This is a genomic window from Jiella marina (genome assembly GCF_024359545.1).
Lineage (GTDB): Bacteria > Pseudomonadota > Alphaproteobacteria > Rhizobiales > Rhizobiaceae > Jiella.
This window is the reverse complement of record NZ_JAKQZG010000003.1, coordinates 1-22554: the sequence shown is the minus strand read 5'-3', so window position 1 is coordinate 22554 and position 22554 is coordinate 1. Positions and strand designations below refer to the sequence as shown.

The following is a 22554-nucleotide window of genomic DNA, read 5'->3' as shown; positions in this document are numbered from 1 at the left end:
ATAGTAATAGGATTTCCGCGAATTTCGCGGGTTTGCCCGGTGTGACGGGCGAGGAACACGGAAAGGGTCGATTATGTGGCGCGATCAGCGTCATCCAGCATATTCAAATCACTGATTTAGATGAAAAAGATTGCATACATTCGTGTGTCGACGAACGAACAGCGCCCGGATCGTCAGATTGATGGGCTGCGGGATATCTGCGACGAACTTCACATCGAAACTTTGTCGGCTGTCAGCAAGCAGCGGCCCGTTTTCGATGCGGCACTCCGGCGCCTCCAACCGGGCGACCTGTTCGTCGTCTGGGACCTCGACCGCGCGTTTCGATCGGTGGTCGATGCTCTGACGGAAGCCGAAAAACTGCGCCAACGCGGCATCGGGTTTCAGATCGCCAATCTCAATATCGACACGACCACACCGGCCGGGATGTTCGTCTATACCATTGTCTCGGCATTGGCGGAATTCGAAAGGCGGACGCTTTCGCAGCGAACCAAAGAAGGCTTGGAGGCAGCGCGCCGACGCGGCAAGCGACTCGGCAGACCGCCAAAGATTAAGCCCGAGCAGCTTGCGAGGGCTAGACGAAAACTGAAGAAGGGAGCCACGACCGCGAGTCTTGCAGCCGAACTTGGGGTCGCGCCGTGGTCTCTCAAACGTGCGCTATACCGACCAGACATAGCAGATACGATAAATACTGAATGACAGCAAAGCGCCCATGACGGTCGTTCCGTTGGACCCTTCTCGCGCTTGAAAGCCGACTTTCCGATATGAGAAGTGCGTAAGGCCCATTATGGAATGGTGATGAGCCGCAACCCAATACAATGATTCTGTTTCAAAATATCTGAAAAATTAGCTCTCCTAGACCGAACCAGAACAGAGATAGGAGTGCAGCAATTCCAATCCAAATGAGCCCGATGAAAGACCGGCTCTGAGCTTCGATGGGGTTGTTGTCATTCATTGGAGAGCGCATGCTCTTGGTGCCGGAAACGAGGTAGCTGCCTTCAGCGCGAATACGAAATTATGGCAGCGCTATAAAAGCTGTAACTGGTGTTATGCTTAATCTAGGTTGCAAAATTTTCTAGCTGCGTGGCAGTCCGGTCTGGCCACGATCTGAGACATAATTAGCAAATTGTTCAGAGCCAAGCGTTGGAAAAACCAACAAAGACGATCACGTCGTAAGACGTGAGGCCGTGATTTAAATTGTCTGCACAGCCCTAGGAGAGACGACGCGACGTGGGAAAACTGAAGCGACGCAGTTGCACGGTGGTCGGTGTGATCATCTCATTTGCCTTTCTGCTCCTGCTGCTTGCTCTCCTGCCGCCACTTCTTTGGTTCACTTGGATTGCGCTCTCAGGCTATTTATCGCCGCGAACCGGCGAAACGGATTCCGTTACCTTGCTCTTAGTCGGTGTCATTCTCGCTTATGACATCGCGTGGCTTCTGCTCGCCTGGATTGCCATGCGCGCCTTCGGATACGTTGTGTCCCTGGCGCGCGCCAAAAACCCTGACCCGGTCTTGCGGCACCAACCGGACGTGGTCTCCCGAGGACTCTGGATCGTCATTCTATTGTCGATCTTTCTCAGCCTCGTGGCGATCTTCGTCGGTCGCACAGATGACGGCTCGATAGCGGTCCTGATGGTTCTTGCGGTTCCGGCAATTCTTGCCGGAGCGATAAAGATTTCCATCCACTGTGCCACGAGCCCGATAAACGGTCATCCTGTATGAGCTTGGATTCGCCTCGATGTACATGAACAGAATTGATAAAAGTGTTTCAAAAACTAGCGTTCGCCTTGAAGCGAAACTGCCAATTATTACCTAGATCCGATTCCAATCCTGCGACGTGAACTTTATGTCATTTGGACGATTCCCGTACTAATACCCTGCGCTACCCCAGCTAAAGATTTTCCTTTTCCTGTTCATTTCCCGTTCACATAGCGCTGTGTTATCAATGAATTGGCAATAAAGCCATAAATGAACCCTAGGGAAGTGAACATGAAAATTGTAAGATTCAAAATCGTAATTTTGGCTATTGCCGCTCTCTTTGGCACGGCTGGCATTGCTCAAGCTGGCTGCGACTTCTTCGAGCACAACGATCTGGGAGGCGCTGCCCTTGCCTTACAGGATGGCGAATGCGCCGTTCTTTCCGGTGATAGCTCAGCGGGCTGCGAGGGTTTGAATGTTCGGGTTGTTGACGGATGGAACGACAAGATTTCTTCGGTCCGCCTCAATCACAACTCGACTGCTATTCTCAAACAGCATGACAACGGCAGCGGCGCTGCGAAGACGGTTCAAGGTAATCGCGGTGTTGCGTCGTTGCCCGATTTTAATGATGAAGCCTCTGTAGTGCTTTGTCGCCAGTAAACGCCTAAATTATACGAGCCATGGTCGCCTCAAGTCATTTTTGAGGCGACTTCTCATTCTAGCGCTTAACATGGGCGGCTTGAAGCAGAAAGAATGTTATGTTCTACCGTATTATTGGTCTTCTCATTTCGGGACTTTTTGCCTCTGGACAGGCAGTTGCTGAAACGGCCGACTACGGGCAAATCGAGTTGACCGGATTGTCGCGGGACGTTTCCTGGCCGCTTAATCCAGCAGGCCCGGCCTATGCCATGATCTGCAATGTCAACGGACCCGATGGTTATCTGTCCATTCGCACGGCACCTGGTTCACAGCATGGCGAGGCACGGCGGCTGAAACGCTTGGCCATCGTTGAGATTGATACGCGCGAGCGACGTGGGCATTGGGTGCGGGTTTTGGATGCGCATCGCAGTTTCACGTCGGAAGGCCGAAAGCAGGACTTCAAGCATCTTCCTGTCACCGGCTGGGCTCATGACGGCTATCTCTGCTCATATGTCGACTATCCGCAGCCAGGGGCCTTCGACCACCCCGCCGAGCCTGACATGAATAGCTCTGCCGCGACTACGCCTGAAGAATATGCAATTGCGCAGGCCGCCACCCACAGCAGGCGTGCCCGATGCGAATGGGATAACGGTCTGGTCGATTTGCCAGAAACCTACCCTTGCACGTTCGTGCCGTTCGCCGGGAACGGCAGTTTCTCGGTCATTCGGGATGATACCTACGAACTCATGCTCACGATCGAGCAGCCAGGCATCGCCAATATCCAAGAATATGGTGATGGCCGTGCACTCGCAAATTACGGGCGTTTTTATCGGAGCGAGAGTGACCGCGCCTGCTGGATCAGCGAAACGAAAGAGGAAAAGCTCTGCGTGCGGTAAGGGAAGCCAAAGCTCTTTCGCGAGAAGCAGGACATCCATCTGAAACAGAATTGTCAATTCTGTTTCAGATGCCAGCCTGCTCAGGCTAGTTCATAGAATTCTGCGATGTCGGCCAAAGGCCCGAGTTCCACAAAAAACGTGGGAAGGTCTGTCGTTTCAGGCGGAGCCGTCCAGGTAAAGCGGTACTCGTTCTGATACAGATATCGCAGGTTCTTACTGTACATCGGCGTTAGCTGCTCGCGCGTGACTGTGTACGGATCGTAATAGGCGCATGGCCCGTGCCGTGACGCGAGGTCGGGTTTGGTCGCCTTGACCGCCGCGATGAATCGGGCGGTGAACGCCTCCATGTCCCGGATCATCAAGAGTGCCTCAGCCTCGAAATCGTAAAACATGCGGGCGTCGTACGAGAGGCCGCAGCACCAGACGTAAAAATTGGGGACCTGCATGTATCGAAAGAGCTGAAGCGGCGTGTGGGGGATCTCAACTTCGTTTCCAGCCGCGTCTTTTCCGTAGAGCCTCATCAGCAAATGCTCGTTCGGCGTAACGACCGTGTGTTCGAGCTCGTGATCGGCCTGCGCAGGGTTCAAGGACGGATCAAGGTAGCTGCTGGCTGCGGCGATCCGGAACGTGCCGCGCTCGAATGACGCCTTTATGTGGTCGCGCTTTCCGTACTTCGCGAACCCAGACGGCCCGCCCATGAAGGGTGAGGCCAACTTCGGCGGGACGTAGGAGCCTACGCCCGCATCCCGCAGGGCCTTCTCCTCAAATGTCGATGGTGTCGGCAGACCGCGTGATAGCTTCTCCAAGATAACGTGGTGCGCCAGCTTGAGAAGTTCGTGCCGGACATCTGACCGCCGCGGTTGCGTGACATTTCCATCTTTATCAGTAGACCAGAGGTTCGCCGAGATACCCTTAAGGCGCTGATCCAAAAACTCATCGGGCGCGTTTCGCAGATAGCGGTTCCGCTCGTATTCGCTGCGCCAAATGCTTTCAAAATCAGGCATAATGTTTCCTCGCGTCAGGCAGCGATCATAGCGCGTTTTCGCGTTATCAAATGAGTTTGGATCTGGTCGCTGGCTTTCCAACGACCTCAGATTTTCGAATGCTCGTTTTTGAAACACTTTCACTGTATTCTGTTTCAAAATCGAGCGACCGCTTTGCGGCGCTGACAACGACCTACGAGGGCCGCGATCGGCACGGCAGGTTTTCTGCTCGACCGCCCCAAAGCCGCCAGTCCGGTATCGGCCCATTATTTCCTATTTTATCTCTTGCAGGGATGCTTTTCTTAATGATTGCAGGTAGGTGAGCCGCTCTCTTCCAGATACTGAATTGCCATGCCCAGCAAATAGCAGAGAAATTCATCATCCTCGCCGATGTCCAGGGCAATGAGTTTTAAGGCATTGATATAGGGCCTACTGTCATTTTTTGGGAATATTTGCGGCTCATCTATTTCAATGATGGGGTTTTCCACGATTGCCTCCCGCATTTTCTGCTTTCTTTGGAACTCCCAGCGTGAGCGCGTAAATCGGCGACTGGGTCAGGGAATCCTCCAGACCGAGGCACTCTGCGACGAGGGAATGGTTGATGGCGGCGGTCGGGCAAGCTGAGAGACCGTGTTCGGTCGCGGCGAGCATGATGTTCTGGCCGATATGCCCTGCTTCGATCAGCACGACCCGGTAGGCATTCGCATCGTTGTATTTCCACATCGTGCGCTGCATGAAAGCGCAAAGCATGACCACGCAGGGCTTGTCGTCGGCCCACTCCTGCCCGCCAAGCAGGTCCGCAAATCCCGGCATGGCGTGACCGCCCATGGGCTTGAGCGAATGATCGAACGCCGAATAGTGGTAGATTCCTTCGGCCAGTCCCGTGACCGCCCGCGCATAGACGAAAGCTTCATAGGGGTTTCTGGCGCCGCCGGAGGGCGTCATTTTCAAAGGCAATTCGACGCCGACATTATTGGTCGTCGTGCCGACAATCCCAAGCCCGGCGTAAAGGCAGCGCGACAGGCTCTCGAGCGCGATCGGCACCGGCTCGCATTCGCGCACCGTGCGGCGCCGCGCCATCAGTGAGACCACGCTGTTTTCGTCGGTATGGCACGCCAGCCGGATCGTATCGTTAGCCATCGCATGGTGACGTCGATAGAGCTCGGGCAGCGGGGCGCTTGCTATTTGCTCGCGTTGGCGGGCCTCCCCTTCCGCAAGTGTCGTAGAGGGGCGGTTCTGAACGGTCCGATGGAAAACTGCCGCCGGAATGCCCCAGTGCCATTTGCTTAGGAAGTTTTCTTCGCGTTCCGCCAGGTCGCCGCCGCTTGAAAGAAGGGCCCCGACGGCAATCAAATCCTCGATTTGGGAGCGGAGATCGGCGGATGCTGGCGAACCAAGCATTTTTTGCACTGCCGCAAAACTCGTCCATTGATGAACCATAGATAAAAACGTCATCAGGTCGTGCGAGCATACAAAGGAGCAATCGATCAGATAGTTATATCCGATAAAATTCTCATCTTCCTGGTAGAAAATGACTGCCTTCGAGGCACGAATATACAGAGCTTGCTGGAGCATTTCTTGACAACCGAGAAGATGCTTTGCCGCCGGCTGGCGGCAAAGCAGGCAACGTCAGACCTTGTTGAAGTTCATTGCCGGTGTCGCAATCTTCGGGTTGTTGCTGATGCGCTTGACGCTGATGTTGAGAGCGGGCGCATTTTGATCGTTTTTCATCTACCTCTCCTTGCGATTTGATGTTGCTGACATCACGGCCGTGAGAGGAAAATAAACGCGATCGGCGGCGAGGTGACGAGACTCGGCTTCCGTCACGGCGCATCAAGATGATGCGGTTTGTGCGCCAGTGACGCGCCGATCGCGTCACTGCTGAGTCAGGCGAGAAGGTCTGTTCCAGCGTTCCGTTCGCCAGCAGGACGTGATTCAGCTCGAAGGCCGGATTTTGATAGAGATATCGAGGGGCTTCAGCATATGCGCCAGTTCATTGCCCTTCTCTGTCAACGTGTCGACGACAAACGACTCGATATCAGCGTCATCGATGTTGTAGGCGCGGCACTGCCGAAGCGCGGTGCGGAGCTTCATGCGTGGGCGGCAACGCGTGATGACAGCGGGGACCAGCAGCGAATCGCTTGTACCGAGGACCGTTCCGTGCCCGACCAGAACCGGAACCTGAGTGCTCGTCCATTCCATCGCCAACAAGGACGGCTCGCGATTGCCGAACGTGCTCATTGACATGAAATAGAGATAGCGTCGTCGGTCCAAGACGATGCCGATGTGATTCCCGCCATAGAGCGACCACCAGGTCCGCTCGCGCTCACCGAAACCCGTCAGCCGCCGAAAGACGGTCAAATTGCCTTTGATCTCGACGATCATAACGGAGCGGACAACGGTCTTGGGGTCCGGCGGATAGCCGAACGTCACGAAGTACAGCCCAGGCTCCAGAGAAGACGGGCGCTCATCTCCAATCAGCGACATAGCTTCATGCAGAATGCCCAGACGCTGGCGATCGGGTTGGTAGGACGATCCGATCGCATCATCCTGGAACAGCGCGGTGGGTTGGACGCCAAAATAGGCGGCGATCTTCGTGACGTTTCGCTCGCTAGGCAGCGCTTGGCCGGAAAGGTAGCGATTGAATTGCGCCCGATTGATGCCGATGGAACGACAGATGGCTGCGACGTTCTTCCCCCGGCATAGCAGGGACAGGTTTTCTGCAAGCAACTCACGCTGCGCCATCGGGCTCGCTCACATTCTCAGGCGAATAGTCAGGAACCGCTATCAGTATCGCGCTCAACGAGAATTTTCTCGCGTTCTGCGCGTTAATCCCCAGGCTTCCGGCGAAATATTGCTGCCTGCGCATGCATCGCGATCTCTCGCATTCCCGCCTCGTGCCGAACCTTTGCTTGGAGTGAAGCGCAATGGATCGGTTCTCCACCATACTCATTCGTCTTGATCTGGAGAAAGCCTTGTGCCCTGAAGTTGCCGAAGGCATACCAAACGTTGTCCTATTGACGGCGCTTCGTAGCGGCGAGGGTCGCGTGAGGGGGACGACTGTGTGGAGGGTTTCGTGTCCAAGTCCGCCAAGTCTCGCAATATCGTTGACGCCCGGGTGGGGCTGCGAGTGCGTTCGCGCCGGCAAATGCTGGGCATGAGCCAGACAGCCTTGGCCGAGCAATTGGGCGTCACCTTTCAGCAGGTGCAAAAATACGAGAAGGGGTCCAACCGGATCAGCTCCAGCCGACTGCAGCAAATAGCCGATGCCCTCGGCAAGCCGGTTTCGTTCTTCTTTGACCACCAACCGACCAGTGCCGAACAGGCTCTGCACGGAGATATCGCTGATCTAATGGCCTTCATGGGCTCTCGGGATGGTCTGCAATTGAATCGTGCCTTCGCCGCAATTACCGATCCTGCCGTTCGTCGAGCGGTGCGAGACCTGGTGGAGGCGCTTGCGAGGGATTCCGAGAGAGACCAAGGCAAGACCTGAAGCGAAGCCCATCGCTGAAGTCCGCACGAAAAAGATGAGGCTCCCCTCACGCAATCGCTTCGAAGATCAGCGCGGTTGCGGATTGGTACGCCTTCGCATGCCGAATCTAATCACTCGCCACAGAGTGAAGCGCGGCGGCGAAGCCGCCGCGCCGATTTTTCTGCCTACGGCGCTTTGCGGTATTCCGGCAGGATCGCCACCGGCTTGCCCTTCAATCCCTTTTCAACATGCGCGGCGATGATTTTCGCCGCAAACGTTTCTGGCGTCAGGCCGGGCACGGGCTCGGTATGGACGCCCATAAAGCTGCGATAGCCGGTCTGCGAGAGAAAGGGCTTGTCCCAATCGACGGCATGCGCCGCGAAATTCAGCCATGTGCAGAAGGACGCGCCGATCCCGAACAGCCCGCTCATTTCGATGCGAACGCGGATGCCGTGCGTCTCGATTATAAAGCTGCCCGTCTGACCCCAGAGCGGCACGGTGCCGTCCGCCGCCGCCGTCAGCCGTTCAAGAACGCAGCCGGGCGCGTCCGGCCCGGCGAGAATGCCGGGCTCGCCATTATTGAGCTTCTCTGCGAGACGGTGCGCCTCGCCGCGCAAGCGCAAGGCTTCCTCGATATCGGCGGCCAGCATCGCCGCATGGTGCGCGGTGAAGAGGTCGAGAAGATAGGGAACCGCTGCCTCCATGGAGCCGGGCAAATGCCCGGTCTCCTTTTCGAAAACGGCCTTGCGGTTTGTCTCGGCAGCTTCGGCGAGAAGATCGTCGAAGCCGAGTTGCGGGGCGGTGTGGATCGTCATGGCCACCCCCTTACGCCGCTGCCTGCTGCGGCACGGTATGGGCCTCGATGCCTTCGCCCGCCGCGCTGAACGCGTTGAGGTAATCAGCGGCTTTTTGCGCATGGGCGGCAGCGGTGAAGATCGCGCGGGGATCCTGCTTCAGCACGGTGAGCCAGTGGCCGATATAGGCGGCGTGATCCTCGCGCACTTCCGGGGTCAGTTTGAGATCGGCGCAGAGAAACGCCGCGCCAAGCTCGGCGACCAGCTCCTCGGCGGCATAGCCCGCATCGCCCCAGCGCTTCCGGCCCAGATCGCGGTCCAGCCGGTCCTTGTGCTTGGTCCAGTGTGTCGCTTCATGCGCGAGCGTGGCGTAGTAGCTTTCCGCATCCCGGAACGCCTCGAAAGGCGGCATCTGGATGTGATCAGTGCCGCCGCAATAGTGCGCGGAACTCCCGCCATGCCGGATATCGGCGCAGGTTGCGGCGAAGAACGCGTCCGCTTCGGCGTTCCGCTCGACCGGATCAAGCTGCGGCGGCGCCAGTTGATAGAAGCGCTCCGGCAGCCCCTCGACCTGCTCGGCATTGAAGACGGTGTAGCCCTTCATGAAAGGGATATCCCGCTCGGTCTCCTCGCCGCTTTTCTCGTCGGTTTCGGTCTTGGAAAAGGTGCTGGCATAGACCACCGGGCTGCCGCGCTCCCCTTTCCGGACATGCCCGCCAAGCTCCTGCGCCTGCTTGAAGGTCATCCAGATCGGCGCGGCAAAGCCCTTGGTGACGGCCTCCGACCACAGCATGATGACGTTGATGCCGCGATAGGCCTCCCCGTTCGCGCGCAAGGGACGGGTGATCCGCCTGGCGGCATGCTCGCCGCTCCACGGCTTCATCCACGGCCTGACGCCCTGTTCCAGCTCGGCAATGATGTGAGTGGTGATCTTCGAATAGATATCCTGTTTCATGGGTGATGCCTTTCGCCGTAAGGGGTTGATGTCCCGGCGCTAAGGCTTCTTCCCCCTCCGGGAGGGATCTTCCTTTCGCGCCTGAACCCCTGCCCAGCGGCGAGCGACCCGAAAAACCAAAAGCAAAGAGGCGCGCGTCAGCGCGGCCACATTCGGGGCGTTCGATGAAATTCCGGGGATGGGTCAACGGTCTTCTCGGGAGACCGTTAGGCGGGCTTGGCGAGGTAGGAGCCCTAGCCCCGCCTTACGGCGGAAGGCCGTTGACCCACAGCGAAGCGTCCCCGGATTTCATGTAAGCTGGAATGAGGGGTTCCCGGCGTGTGTAAACGCGCCCAAGACAGAAGCCGGGCTCCGTTCGGGCGGAGTCCGTCCATCTTCTCTTCCTGCCAGCGATCGTCACCCGGATGGGACGAAACCGCGTGCGCGGGTTCGGTGGAGACGGCCTGCCGCCGGAATAGAGCGCGGTGCCCCTATAGGGCAGGCAGCCAAATCACAATGGCATAGCCAGACCGTCACATTGCCATCGCGAGAAAACACTCTCCGCGATCATCGCATAAGGATTTTGCAGAACGAGTGGTTGACGCTTGGGCAACAAGTCGTTGAACTGGAAATCCGATCCTCAGGCTGCGGATGGTGACGGATGAAGCCGACGGCGAAACTGGATTACGCTTTCTTTCGTCTCTCGTTGATCTTGGCAGCATTGTTGTTGATCGCATCTTGGTATGCCCCGCGGCCTGCAGCATCTGCCGAGTTCGTGGTTCGACCCGACCTCGTCCCGCACGTCCTGTCCCTCAAACGGGTTTTCCCCGACCGTTTCCGCACCGGTCCTGGCGCTTTGGCCCGCGAAGAGGGCGGCGGGTTCGATAAACTCGATCTCTGGCCGCTTTCGAAGGGCCTCGGCGTCATCCGCCTGGAAGGTGAGATCACGGAAGGGGATGCCGAACGGCTCAAGGCGCTGATCGATTGGAATTCGCCGACCAAAGCGGACATTCAAGGCGAAGTCGTCATCTCTCTCAACAGCCCCGGCGGAAATTTTGCCGAAGCCTTTCGCCTGTCCGGGGTGCTCCACGAAATACTTGACGGAAATGCGGGCGGCATAGCCGGCATTGTGGTGCTGGCAGGAGACCGGTGCCTGTCGGCCTGTGCGATCCTGTTCACGGATGCCGCAGACACGGCGCATCGCGGAAACGAGATTCGCTATGTCGAAATGGGAGCGGAAGTCGGGTTTCACATGCCCTTCTTTGCCCCCGGCACGGCGTCGTCCGATATCGATAGGGAGGCCGTCCTAGAGCTTGGATATGATGTCGCGGCCGCGATGGTTTCCCTTTTGTCCGAGCAGGCAAACCCCTCGGAGCTGCTAGAGCGCGTTCTGCTTTATCGCGGGCCGGAATCTCTCTTCCGCCTGACAGGTCATCTTGAGACCTGGCGCATGGGCTTTGCGCCGGTCGCGCCGGCGGACAGGGTACGCCATATTGGTGCCGCCGGTCTCGACACGATTGCGATCGGGCGGCTGTGCAATCTTTCGCTGACGGCTGGTCCGGCCGAACTCGGAAGCTGGGAGGACGACTTTTGCGATTTTCAGCTTGGCGCAAATCCGTATGACCCGAAGGCGGCCCCGGGAGGCGTGCTTCTGAGTGAGCTGATGCAAAGCGGGGCCAAAGCCTTCAGCGCATCGTGCGAGGGTTTCACGTGCCAAGCCCAAGTCGGGGAGAATGACCGCATCGGTATCGCGGTCTGGCGCGGCGACGGCGCTTGCGGAACGACGAACGATCCTCGCCCGGCCTCCATGTGTCCGGCTTCCCCCGTCGCGGTCGATACGGTCAGCAATGGCCTTTTTGGCGAAGCGTATCTCTGCCGAGACGACAAGCTGCTGCCGGGCGCCTTCTCCGAAAAGCACCGCCCCGTGATCAAGCGCGACGTCAATATGCGTGACGCGCCCGGGCGCGACGGCCGCGTTCTCACCACGCTCCGTGCCCGAACCGGCGTGGAGGTTACCGGATGCCGTCTAACCCCGGACGATCAAGGGGTGTGGTATCAGGTACAAACAGCGCGTAATTCCGGCTGGGTCTCGGCCCGTTTCGTCGGGGGGCATGCCGAGCGTTTCCGCCATCGCGGCGAGACCTTCACGAATGATCTCTATCAGATGCGCCGCAAACGCTACGAGCCACGCTAAGGAAGCGACACTCGAGCGGCCCGCTTTTCCCTTGTTCATACCCACATTTGTGGGTATAATTATCCAAGAAGGGGCAGGTGCGACGATGGACCGGACGATGAAGAACACAAGCGATAAGGGCGACATGCTCAAAGTGCGCATGGACGCGGTGACGCTGTCCATGATGGACACCGCACGCGCCTATCTCAAGCTCGACAAGAGCAAGTTCATCCGGGAAAGCGTCCGTGAGAAGGCGGAATCAGTGATCGCCGAACACCAGAAGACGCGGTTTTCCGCCGAGGACTGGACGGCGTTCTTCGGCGCGCTCGACGCGCCCGAAGCGCCGACGCCGCGCATGACGAAGGCGGCTGCGAAATTCCGCGACATTCAAGGCTGATCCGGCAGGGGTAAGGTGGAGTTCGCCGCGCTCGATCCGAAGGGCCACGACCGCAAATCTTTCGATTGCGGCGTTCCGGCCCTGAATCAGTATCTCCAGCGCTACGCGAACCAGGACCTCAAACGCAGCCTGACGCGCATCTACGTCCTCGCCGACGGTCCCGCCATCATCGGCTATTACTCGATCAGTGCGCATTCCGTTCGCCGCGACAACCTGCCCGCCGATATCCAGGCCGGGCCGTACGAAGACATTCCGTTTCTTCTCCTCGGGCGTCTCGCCGTCGACCGGCGCTTTCAGGGTCAAAGCTACGGTGACGCGCTGATCGTCCATGCCTTCTACGCGACTCGTCAGGCGGCGACGCAGATCGGCATCCTCGGCATGATCGTCGAGGCCAAGGATGAAAAGGCGGCTGCATTCTATGAGGGGTTCGGCTTCCGCCGTCTCACCGGCACACCGCGCCGGCTTGTTCTGCCTATCACTGCAATGAAATTTCTCTAGATACTTCCAGTCTAAACCATCGCAACTTCGTATCAAACCGTCGACACGGCGTGCAATTAGCATTTTCAAGTAGGATATCATTCGATAGACTTCGTTTTGGGGGAAGCGCGATGCATCTACATTCCTATCGACTGCGCAATTTCAGGCGGCTATTGGACGTGCATGTCGAGCTTGCATCCGACATTTCCATTTTTGTCGGAGCGAACAACAGCGGCAAAACGTCTGCGACGCAGGCGATTCAGATGTTTCTCACGGGGGGTAAACATGCTTTCTCGTTGTACGATTTTAGCTCGCACGCTTGGCCGCTGCTTGATGAGATCGGCGAACGAGATGCCGAGGTCGCCGAGGCCGAGTTTCCAACCATCTCGCTCGATCTTTGGTTCGAGGTGGGAGCCGAAGACCTTTACCTCGTAATCCCCATTCTGCCTTCGACCGCTTGGGCCGGGACGCTTGTGGGCATCCGCGTCGAACTTGCGCCCAAAAACATTACCGAATTGATCCAGCGTTACCGCACCGCTCGCGACGATGGTCGGGCGAAAGCGGCGGCGCTGGTCGGCGGTGCAGGCGATTATGTGCCTTGGCCAAAATCGCTATCGGCTTACCTGCTTAAAGAACTGAGGCACGAGTATGAGCTGCGATACTACGTCCTTGACCACACGCAATTTGATGCGAAATTTCGGGCGGTGGAGGGGTATCATCCGCTGCCATTGGGCAATGAACCGGGCGGCAATGCTGTACTAAAATCGCTCATCAAGGTCGATTTTCTGAATGCGCAGCGGCACCTTGCGGACCCATCAACTGCATCTGGTGGCGGTCGTTCAGAAGATTTGTCGAAGCGTCTAAGCCGCTTCTATCAGCGTAATCTCGATCAGCGTCAAGACGACCACCAAGCGCTCAAAGCACTGTTCGAATCTGAAGTCGGCCTCGACAGGCATCTTGCCGAAGTTTTCAAGGACACGTTGGAGCGATTGCAGCATTTGGGTTATCCCGGCCTCAACAACCCGAGACTCGAAATCAAGTCGGCCCTGAACCCAGCCTCCATCATGACACAGGATGCACGCGTTCACTACATCGTAGGCGAAGCCGCCCAAACAGTAATGTTGCCCGACACGTACAATGGGCTGGGCTTCAAAAACCTGATCTATATGGTCGTTGAAGTGCTCGACCTTCAAGAGCGCTGGAAAGCCGAAGAGGAGAATCGCGCGCCTCTACATCTTATTTTCATCGAAGAACCGGAAGCACACCTCCACGCGCAGCTCCAGCAGGTGTTCATTCGCAACATTCTCGACTTGTTGGTCATTCCGGGCGAGGCCGGTGGATCGTTCGCCACACAAGCAGTCATTACCACGCACTCGCCGCACATCCTGTACGAACGCGGCTTTCAGCCGATCCGCTACTTTCGGCGCGATTTGGTCGGAAACGATCAAACTACTGAAGTGCTTAATCTCTCCGCGTTCTATGCGCAGGAAACGGAACACCGCGATTTTCTGCAGCGATATTTGAAACTCACCCACTGCGATTTGTTCTTCTCTGACGCCGCTGTGCTCGTGGAGGGCAATGTCGAGCGGTTGCTGCTCCCGATCATGATATCAAAGGTGGCGACATCGTTGCGATCCTCCTGCATATGCATTCTGGAGGTCGGCGGTGCCTTCGGCCACAAATTCAAATCGCTGATTGAATTCCTCGGGATCGTCACGCTGATTATCACCGACGTGGACAGCGTAACCTTGTTGCCTCCTAATCATGACGGCGATGATGACGACGATGACGAGCTTGAAATCGAAGTCGAAGGCCTTGATATGAACGCCGCCAACCACGTCGATGGACTACTCGGTGGCGATGGTCCGGCCGCACAAGCTGGCGATGCCGCCGATCCTGCCCCCGCCCGTCGTTACGGCAAAAAATGCCTGCCCGGTGTAGCCGGGGCAGTCACCTCCAACCAGACCCTCGTAAAATGGCTTCCGGCCAAGCTATTGATCGACGAGCTTTTCGCCGCGACGGAGCAGGAGAAAGAAACTGCGGCGGATGTCACGCCCCGTGTCCGCGTGACGTATCAGACGCCCGTTCCAGTCGAATGGAATGGCCAGAACGTGGAGCTGGCTGGTCGGACTTTGGAAGAAGCCTTCGGGCTGGAAAACGCCGAATGGTGCCAAAGCGCGGAGCAGAGGAAACTGGGTCTACGCTTACGTGGTGCAGTTGCGGACCCGACGGCGTTGGCAGCGGGACTTCACAAAAGGGTCAGCGGCGACAAGTTCGATAAGACAAAGTTCGCGCTTGGAGTGCTTACGGCCCGACCGGAAGAGTGGCAAGTTCCGACCTACATCCGTGACGGTCTGGTTTGGCTTAAAGCACATGTCGATCTCGAAATTGAGGTCGAACTGGAAGGCGGTGTGGTCGGTGAATAGCCGTGCGCAACAGCCTGACACACAAGCCGATGTAGATCTTCGGCAGTGCTTGGAAGCTCAGCCGCCGACCAGTTTTAACATGGTTGCCGGGGCAGGTTCGGGCAAAACCACTTCGCTGATCAAGGGGCTCGCCTCGATCCTTGCCATCCACGGCGAGCGTTTGCGGCTACGCAGGCAACGCGTGGCCTGCATAACCTATACAGAGATCGCCGCCGGAGAGATTTGGGCGGACGTAGGACAGAATCCTCTCGTCCACGTTTCCACGATTCATAGTTTCCTTTGGTCGATTGCACGCGGCTTCCAACAAGATATTGCCAGTTGGGTTGCAAACCGGATCGACGAACGGATCGGAGAGTTGCAGCACGATGCCGCCAATTTTGGCCCACGCGTTCAGCAGAAAACGCGAGACAAGAACGCCCTTGATATCACGCGCTACGAGCAGCAGCGTGAGGCTATCAGGCAAGTTGGTAGCTTCACTTATGGAACCGGAAGCGATTACGCCAAAGGTATCCTTGGCCACGATGACATCATCAAGATGGCTTCGCAGTTGATGATTCAACGTCCGCTTTTCCGAACTCTTGTCGCACAACAATTTCCTTTCGTTTTCGTGGATGAGAGCCAAGATACCTTCCCCATCATCGTCGATGCGTTGATGGCGATCCAGCAGCAGGAGCAGGCCCGCTTCTGTCTTGGGTTCTTCGGCGACCCGATGCAGCGCATCTATCCCACCGGCATTGGCACAATTCCCAAACCCGGCGATTGGCGAGCGATCCCCAAGCCGGAAAATTTCCGTTCGCCCACCTCGGTATTGAACCTTGCAAACGCCATCCGGCGTGACGGTGACGATCTGGTTCAGATCGGTGGCCGAAGAGAAAAAAATGGTGAGCAGGAAGTGCCGGTGGTCGGAACGACGCGATTATTTGTCTTGCCGGCTGATGGTCATCGCGACGAACGCGTGGCGCAGGTTCGGGCGTGGATTGCGAACGCGAACGATGACGAGTTGTGGCTGCCCGCCGCCGAGAATGACCCGGTTAAAATGCTGGTGATCGTGCATCGCATGGCGGCGAAGCGATTGGGATTCGGCGACTTGTATGCGGCGCTCAACGATAACGCGCCTGAGGCTTTCAAGAATGGTTTTCTGGATGCGACCGCGTGGCCGCTGCGCCCGCTGGTGTTTTTTCTCCTACCGCTTGCCGAGGCCGTTCGGGACGGGCGAGATTTTGACACGATGCGGCTGCTTCGACTCCATTCACCGTTGCTAGCTAAGGCCAACCTTCATGGCGTGAACGTCGCTGAGCGGCTCAATCAACTTCATGCGGTGAGCAATCAGGTCGGTGGGCTGATGGGGCCTCAGTCGCAGGCGACCATCCGGGACGTGCTGACGCTTGCCAAGAAAAGTCGCTTGGTGGAGCTCGACCCCCGCCTGTCCGCGTACCTGGAGGATTTTGCCGTAAACGAGGCTCAGGCCGATGATGACGTAGACGAGAAAGGCCCTTCGAGCGAGATCAATTCAATGACCGCATTCCTAGCCTGTCCGGCCAATCAGCTCCGACCATATCAGGCCTACGTCAACGAGCAATCGCCTTTCTCCACCCAGCAAGGCGTTAAAGGGGCCGAATTTGATCGGGTACTTGTTGTACTCGACGACGAAGAAGCCACGCACTTTCAATTCTCCTACGAGAAATACCTCGGGCTCAAAGAGCTTTCTGCGCGGGACAAAAAGACTTTGCAGGAAGGTGGCGAAACCAGCGTGGAGCGGACGCGACGGCTCTTCTACGTTTGCTGCACGCGCGCTCGGCAGGACCTAGTGGTTGTGCTTTTTGTGGCCGATCCAGCAGCGGCGATAGTTCATATTCGCGGTCTTGGGCTCTTCCCAGAAGCAGATATCCTCTCGCAGGATATGCTCGCCTGAGCGAAACTCGTGGCATGAAGAAAACCATACCCCTAGTGGTAACCGTGCTACATACTACCGGTCCTTCATACCGTAAGGTTAGCGCGTAATCGCGGCTTGGCCGCAAGCCGCTATGAGGTCTGCGGATGTTCCGCTTCGTTGTAAAACCGATATTTGCACTGATAGCCACCGTAATGGTTTCAAGCTGCGCGATCCGACCGTTACCTGATCCGGTAACGCGCACAGACACGTACAATATATCACAACACATTCGTTGCGAGTCGTATTACGCTTTGCGGAATTTTGTGACTGAGCTCATTCGCGTGCGTCATCCAGAAATCGCGAGAATGATTGCAACGGATCAGCTAAACTTCAAAAATCTCGATTACGATAAGCTCGACAACGAAACGCGGCGCGTGATTGAACGGTACGATCAGGCGCTCATTGCCTATTCATTCCGATTCGAAATTACAGAGTTCAACAATCTCAACGGCGAATTGGATATTTTACACAACCTGACAAATGGAATTTTCGGCCTAACGGCCAGTGCGAACAGTGATCATGAGCGACAAAATACAAGAAGCTTCCGCGTTATCGACGAATGGAAATCACTTCTTACAATATTTGATCACGAAATTTGCGAGCAATTGGATCGCCCACAGACCGAGAACTTCGCTTACCCAATTGCTGGAACGATCGGAATGGCGGAGCAGATACGACTGTTTTATGATATGACGCAGTCAGGAAATCTTGTTGGGGCGGAAACGATTAATCCGAGTATATCGGATACTATTGTATTTACAACGAGACTCGGCAGCTCGCTTACACCTCGTATTGAGTTGGTACCGCTTAGTGAGCTCGCAAAGATAACGAAAGCGAGTCTCAAAGGTGAGGTAAAAAGGTGGGATATACATCAAGTTATCGTAAATATCTCTCTTCCCGATGAAGGCAACAAGCGTGAGCCGACTGTTGCCGAGCTTCGCGCAATACGGGAATTGAACCGGCAGGAAGAGCTGCAATTTGACAATGACCTTGCGCGCGAGATCGCACGCGAGCTGCGATGAATACATTTCAAAACTAGGAGGAGCGCATATGGCAATTGAAGAAAAACCGGAAGACGATCTGATCGCTTTCTCACCGGAGCTCGTGCTCGCGATCGCAAAGCACGTATTGGAAGCTGGTCGTGAAGCCGAATTTCTGTCGCAAATGCCGTCTGAGTCGTCGAGGGTTTGGATTACTCCCGAAATGGCGAAATTCACGAAGACATTCCTTCCTGGTAACGACCGGGAAAAGGTACGGAATTTCAGTCTTCGAACCGTGGACGGCAATAGGTGTCCTTGCTGATCTTCGTCCAGCTTCAAAAGCTCGGTGTCATTTGCGAAAATGGCTGGTCAGCCATTGAAGAGTTACGACTTGAACCAAACGCTAATCCTCAGGAGGGATGCAACGGGAGGCTCGGCCTCCCTTGCCAAGGTGGTGGGGGTCCGCCCCCACACATCTTGCGCGCTCGCTCGCGGCGGCATTCCCTGGCGCCTGCTCCCGAAAGACCTTCCACCCAAGAGCACTGTGTTCGATCATTTCAGCCGCTGGCGTGACGAAGGCGTATTCGCCGGCATCAATCATCACTTGGAGATGGCCGACCGCGAGCAGGTGGGCCATTACGCTTCACCACTTGCTGCGGTGATTGATAGCCCGAGCGTCAAAACCACCGAAGCGGCGGGCCGCGAGGTTATGACGCCGGCGAGAAAGTCAAAGGACGCAAACGCCAAGCGATGGTGGATACGGATGGCCGAGCCCTCGTTATTGATGCCCAGCCTGCCGTCGGTCAGGATCGCGACGGGGCCGTTCCGGTCCTCAAAGTCTCCCGGAAATCCTATCCGTTCGTGAGAAAGCCTTTGTCGACACGGCCTATTCTGGCGAGCAACCGAAAATGGGAGCTATGGTCGAATTTGGGTGACGGGGCCGTTCAGGCGGCGCGATGATTGGCATCCGGGTTGACCGCGATGCCGTCGGTGAATGTGACGCCGGCGATGACCATCGGCAAGCGGTTTTCGCCCTTCAGCCTGCGCCAGGTCGACTTTGCCGTTCATCCCCGACGCCAGGTCATGGAACGCTTTTTCGGATGGATCAGTCGGAATCGACGGCTCTGGAAAAATGCTGAGGCCACCATCGCTTCTGCGAGAGCCTTCCTCTACGCCGCCTCCGTCATGAACGTTTCCCGAAGGACTCTAAGAGGTGTCCAGCTCAGTCATATAGCGCCGGACCTATATCCTACGTCCGGCGCGAAATTCTAGGTCAAACGGATTAGTTCAGGATGTCGAAAAATCGCTCGAAACTAATTCTTACTCTCTTCTCCCGGACGAATTCTAAAATAGCCTTGATACCTGCGCGTCTCTATTAGAAGATCTGCAGCAACTTGTTCATGTCGTGGCATTGTGATCTGACCGTTGGAAAAGATTTTAAACTCAGACCTGAATAGGGCGTCGCCGTTAAGCACAAAGGCGGATACTGAGTAGAGCTCGGCCGATTGCCGATCATTAAAGTAGCGAGTCAAAGACGGCGCAGATAGAGCAATTTCGCTCTCGTGGAATTCTGCGAGCGCCGCATCGTCCACAAACGGTAGGTCATCAGTCGACGATACGATTACGAAAGGCCCATTCTCGTTGCGATTCATTTGGCAATAGAGCTTCAAATAATTAACAATTTCTTCGTGTAAATTTAGGTTCAACGCAAAAGGGTTCAGCACAAGAAGTCGCTTTGTTCCGTTGCCCAATAAAACGGCCCCGTTAACCGACACGAGCGCACTTAGGAACTTCGCCTTATCTGAGCGTACGTCAGAAAGCTGGACGTCGATCAAATCAAACGCTGGATAGAATAAAAGTTTTACTTTGCGCAATGCGGTGATGCGCATTCCATAAAACAAATAGCGGTCCCCCTCCAACGCTGCGGCGCGAGCGATTTTCCGCGCGATTTCGTTGGCCTCATCGACTGAGACGCGCAGCCATTCTTCGGAGAACGGTGGACTATCAAGCCATTTAACTTGGGAGGGAATATCTACTACAGGTATGTGTGACGGCTGAATATTCATTGCATTGATAGCGGCGTTATGCACGACAGCTGAAAGAGTGGCCAAAATCCAACGCCCTTTCGGTGGAATAAAGTTCTCCTCAAGAATGGCCCTGCGGAACCACTCTACGGCCCGCGCCGCGTCTCGCTCGACTCCTATGCCATTCAAATACAAGCCGCCCATCGCATCCATAGCTGCCGCGTATCTCTTGTCAGCCGCTCGGCCGAACCATTTCACGGCCTGCATTAGGTCTCTCTCGACGACACCTCTGCCATACATGTAATACATGCCCAGCTTCCACATAGCGTGGCCGTCGCCCTTGTACGCTGCGCTGCGGTACCATCTTAAGGCCTCAGCCGGGTCCTCCTCTACGCATATGCCAGCCTCGTAATGGGAAGCCAGTGACAGCATAGCCCGGGGGTCGGCCATTTCGGCCGCCCGTCTGTACCATTCTACGGCCTTAGCTGGGTCCTTGGTGACACCGTCGCCAAACTCATAGCAAGATCCAAGTATACGCATACATTCTGCCGAATTGAATTTTATGCCCTCGGCTAAAAATTCGATGGCACGCTCTTGATCCGGCCTAACACCAATGCCGTTTCTGTAGAAGTGATGCATCAACGGAAAGGAATCGATATGTTTAAGCTCATATGCCTTATTTGCTTGTGAAAACGCTTTATCATTGTTTTTGATTGCGCCAGTACCATTACAGTAATTTATGCTGACATTAATCATAGCATCAGTTAAACCTGCCTCTGCAGCGCGCAGAGTCCAGTCAAAGGACTGTTCGTCTGATTTTTCAACTGTATATCCTTTGTCATAAAAAATGCCCAATAGAAACATCGCCGGCGGAAAATCGGAACTTGCGGACGAAGCGAGAATGCTGAGAAGATTTTGAGGCGGGTTATCAATGTTAGACAAACAAAGAGTATGGAGAATACGAATCGCAGTGATACGATGTTCTGGACCTGCGGTCTCATGGGTTGGTACGTAGTCGAATAGAGCATGTGCCGCCTCATAACCCGGAAAGTCTTGCGCTATTCTTTGCAGGAACCCTGCCGTCGCGCTTGAATCAAGCGCCCATGCCTTCTCCATAAGTGCAGGAATTTGGTGAGCCTGTTTGTCGAGGACGGATAGTACGAACCACTCTCCTAGTAGGTCGGGAAAGAGGCCTGGAACGATTGAACCCGGCCCTTGTGCACCAGTCGCCATAGGACCGCCGACTAGTATCAGCGCCGCTTGAACATCCTCGTCAGACAGCTCTGTCCAGCCGCCGAAAGTCTGCAACTTGAACCGGCTCACCGATCTTAGGATGGTCGCTAGAGTGGCAATGTGGATTGATGGCTTGTTTTCCGAAAGGGGAGGTGCTGACTCGCCAAATTTCCGCTTCCAACGGCGCTCGCGTTCGGCCGTCAGAACATAATTCAGCAAGTCCTCGCGTTCCCATGCAGCGCTGTAGTTATCCCCAGCTAAAGCGATACCGACAAAATAAGCATAGAGCGGTCTCCCCGCACCGTCGAAACGCTTGATCGTAGATAAGATGAAGTCGCTCGAATAATATGTCTCACCGTCCCGAGATCGCCTGCGAACAACATCCTCGGCTATCGCGACTAAATCGGTGTCTTCCAGCGAGTTCAGTTCGACGATTCCGTCATCACCAAATATGATGGGCTTCTTCGTCAAGGCGACCGACTTGTCGACCGATTTCGCATCGGTGACTAGTTCATCGAACCATGCGGCGGTCTCGTGCTCGGACAACTGAAACACGGGTTCGACCGCGATGCGTTCGTCGCCTGAGATGCTGACGCTCTGTTTGGAGACTTTGCGAATTCCGCCGCGATCGCGCCGCTGGCGCTCCAGGATGATGAGGCGGACATTATGGCGGAACTTTCCCGATCGCGCGATCAGGTGGGCCATCATCTGACCGACTGGTTTGTCCCGTTCGATGACATAGTCGACGACAATCAGGATCGGTCTGACCGGAGTCCAGTCTGCCCAATGCTCCTTGAACGCCAGGAGGTCCTCGGCGTCCATGAAGCCCGCCTTATAGCCGAGTTCGTCGCGAGCCTCTAAGATGAGGTCCCAGGCCATCCGACTCTTGCCTTGCCCGGCGGCACCGGCCAGTTGTAGCCATTGAAAGCCAGCCTCGCCGCCCAGAAAGGCCCTCAACTGCGCGACTTGTTCGGAGCGTCCACGGAAGGCGATCTTATCGTCGCCGTCGTACCCGTAGTTATAGAATTCCGACCGGTATTCGGCGTCGCTCAGCGTTGGTTCAAGATCGACGCGTTCGAATATCGGTGTCTTAAATCTGTCCAGGTAGCTTTCACCGAATATGACGTCGTCAATTTTTTTGGCGTAATCAGGATGATCCAGGTCGTAGTGTAATCGGTAGTGGATACCGAGAGCGTCTTTGAAACTGGCACCCTTGGTAGCCATGCCGTTGATCTTTTCTGCGTCGTATTGTCCTAAGGAAGTAAAGTAATCACCGTATATGGACTTTGCTTTTTTGACAAAATTTTCCCATTTTTCATCTATTGTCCCAACATATTTTAGAAAATGATCATCTCTATAGGCTTTTGCCTGAACACCAACCGTTTCGACATACAATGATCTAAGCTTAGCATCTACACTTTCATCGATTATTTCGTTGATTTTGTTACGGAATTTCTCAAACGTCACAATTATTTTGACGTGGTCGGCTTCATCGGCA

Annotated in this window: 19 protein-coding genes and 2 pseudogenes; 14 read left to right on the top strand and 7 right to left on the bottom strand. The window is 55.8% G+C overall.

The window, feature by feature from the left end:
- The first annotated feature begins 120 nt into the window (after positions 1-120).
- The 4 genes from MF134_RS06195 to MF134_RS06180 all read left to right on the top strand — a co-directional run bounded on the left by MF134_RS06195 (position 121) and on the right by MF134_RS06180 (position 3230).
- On the top strand, positions 121-696 hold the full coding sequence (locus MF134_RS06195) for a recombinase family protein (protein WP_255338556.1): 576 nt from the start codon (positions 121-123) through the stop codon (positions 694-696).
- Between the two features lie 531 nt (positions 697-1227).
- The gene (locus tag MF134_RS06190) at positions 1228-1719 is read left to right on the top strand and encodes a hypothetical protein (RefSeq protein WP_255338555.1); all 492 of its coding nucleotides are present in this window, start codon (positions 1228-1230) and stop codon (positions 1717-1719) included.
- 267 nt (positions 1720-1986) lie between these two features.
- Positions 1987-2355, top strand: a complete 369-nt coding sequence (locus tag MF134_RS06185) for a hypothetical protein (protein ID WP_255338554.1) — start codon at positions 1987-1989, stop codon at positions 2353-2355.
- Positions 2356-2453: 98 nt separating this feature from the next.
- A complete protein-coding gene (locus tag MF134_RS06180) occupies positions 2454-3230 on the top strand; it encodes a hypothetical protein (RefSeq protein WP_255338553.1) in 777 nt (258 codons plus the stop codon).
- Positions 3231-3310: 80 nt separating this feature from the next.
- Here MF134_RS06180 and MF134_RS06175 read toward each other — a convergent pair whose 3' ends face one another.
- The 4 genes from MF134_RS06175 to MF134_RS06160 all read right to left on the bottom strand — a co-directional run bounded on the left by MF134_RS06175 (position 3311) and on the right by MF134_RS06160 (position 6958).
- A complete protein-coding gene (locus MF134_RS06175) occupies positions 3311-4234 on the bottom strand; it encodes a hypothetical protein (protein ID WP_255338552.1) in 924 nt (307 codons plus the stop codon).
- A 281-nt stretch (positions 4235-4515) separates the two neighbouring features.
- Complete coding sequence (locus MF134_RS06170; RefSeq protein WP_255338551.1) at positions 4516-4701, bottom strand: hypothetical protein; 186 nt, start codon at positions 4699-4701, stop codon at positions 4516-4518.
- Complete coding sequence (locus tag MF134_RS06165) at positions 4682-5788, bottom strand: SagB family peptide dehydrogenase (RefSeq protein ID WP_255338550.1); 1107 nt, start codon at positions 5786-5788, stop codon at positions 4682-4684. Before MF134_RS06165 ends, MF134_RS06170 begins: the two co-directional genes overlap by 20 nt.
- 360 nt (positions 5789-6148) lie before the next feature.
- Positions 6149-6958 carry a helix-turn-helix domain-containing protein gene (locus MF134_RS06160; protein ID WP_255338549.1) on the bottom strand — a complete coding sequence of 270 codons (810 nt, stop codon included), beginning with the start codon at positions 6956-6958 and terminating at the stop codon, positions 6149-6151.
- A 331-nt stretch (positions 6959-7289) separates the two neighbouring features.
- On the opposite strand from MF134_RS06160, the gene MF134_RS06155 reads away from it, so the two are divergent.
- Positions 7290-7706: a helix-turn-helix domain-containing protein gene (locus MF134_RS06155; protein ID WP_255338548.1), complete on the top strand. Its 417-nt coding sequence runs from the start codon at positions 7290-7292 to the stop codon at positions 7704-7706.
- Positions 7707-7870: 164 nt separating this feature from the next.
- Here the strand turns inward: MF134_RS06155 and MF134_RS06150 are convergent, their stop codons facing one another.
- Positions 7871-8500, bottom strand: coding sequence for a hypothetical protein (locus MF134_RS06150; RefSeq protein WP_255338547.1), 630 nt, complete (start codon positions 8498-8500; stop codon positions 7871-7873).
- A gap of 10 nt (positions 8501-8510) precedes the next feature.
- Positions 8511-9434, bottom strand: a complete 924-nt coding sequence (locus MF134_RS06145) for an ArdC family protein (RefSeq protein ID WP_255338546.1) — start codon at positions 9432-9434, stop codon at positions 8511-8513.
- A 640-nt stretch (positions 9435-10074) separates the two neighbouring features.
- Here MF134_RS06145 and MF134_RS06140 point away from each other — a divergent pair.
- The 9 genes and pseudogenes from MF134_RS06140 to MF134_RS06100 form a co-directional block, all read left to right on the top strand.
- Positions 10075-11607 carry an SH3 domain-containing protein gene (locus MF134_RS06140; protein ID WP_255338545.1) on the top strand — a complete coding sequence of 511 codons (1533 nt, stop codon included), beginning with the start codon at positions 10075-10077 and terminating at the stop codon, positions 11605-11607.
- Between the two features lie 97 nt (positions 11608-11704).
- On the top strand, positions 11705-11983 hold the full coding sequence (locus MF134_RS06135; RefSeq protein WP_255338544.1) for a type II toxin-antitoxin system TacA family antitoxin: 279 nt from the start codon (positions 11705-11707) through the stop codon (positions 11981-11983).
- 15 nt (positions 11984-11998) lie between these two features.
- Positions 11999-12481 (top strand): GNAT family N-acetyltransferase, encoded by a 483-nt coding sequence (locus tag MF134_RS06130; RefSeq protein ID WP_255338543.1) that lies wholly within the window; start codon positions 11999-12001, stop codon positions 12479-12481.
- 110 nt (positions 12482-12591) lie between these two features.
- Positions 12592-14886, top strand: a complete 2295-nt coding sequence (locus MF134_RS06125; protein WP_255338542.1) for an ATP-dependent nuclease — start codon at positions 12592-12594, stop codon at positions 14884-14886.
- Entirely contained in the window at positions 14879-16798 is a 1920-nt protein-coding gene (locus MF134_RS06120) for a UvrD-helicase domain-containing protein (protein ID WP_255338541.1), read from the top strand. The genes MF134_RS06125 and MF134_RS06120 overlap by 8 nt, the downstream gene beginning before the upstream one ends.
- A 125-nt stretch (positions 16799-16923) precedes the next feature.
- Positions 16924-17841 (top strand): hypothetical protein, encoded by a 918-nt coding sequence (locus MF134_RS06115; protein WP_255338540.1) that lies wholly within the window; start codon positions 16924-16926, stop codon positions 17839-17841.
- Positions 17842-17869: 28 nt separating this feature from the next.
- Positions 17870-18121, top strand: a complete 252-nt coding sequence (locus MF134_RS06110) for a hypothetical protein (protein ID WP_255338539.1) — start codon at positions 17870-17872, stop codon at positions 18119-18121.
- 168 nt (positions 18122-18289) lie between these two features.
- A pseudogene (locus MF134_RS06105) lies at positions 18290-18690 on the top strand (transposase); the annotation flags it as partial.
- Between the two features lie 156 nt (positions 18691-18846).
- Positions 18847-19071, top strand: a pseudogene (locus MF134_RS06100) (hypothetical protein); the annotation flags it as partial.
- A 41-nt stretch (positions 19072-19112) separates the two neighbouring features.
- Here MF134_RS06100 and MF134_RS23980 read toward each other — a convergent pair.
- Complete coding sequence (locus MF134_RS23980; RefSeq protein ID WP_255338538.1) at positions 19113-22523, bottom strand: tetratricopeptide repeat protein; 3411 nt, start codon at positions 22521-22523, stop codon at positions 19113-19115.
- Between the last annotated feature and the right edge of the window lie 31 nt (positions 22524-22554).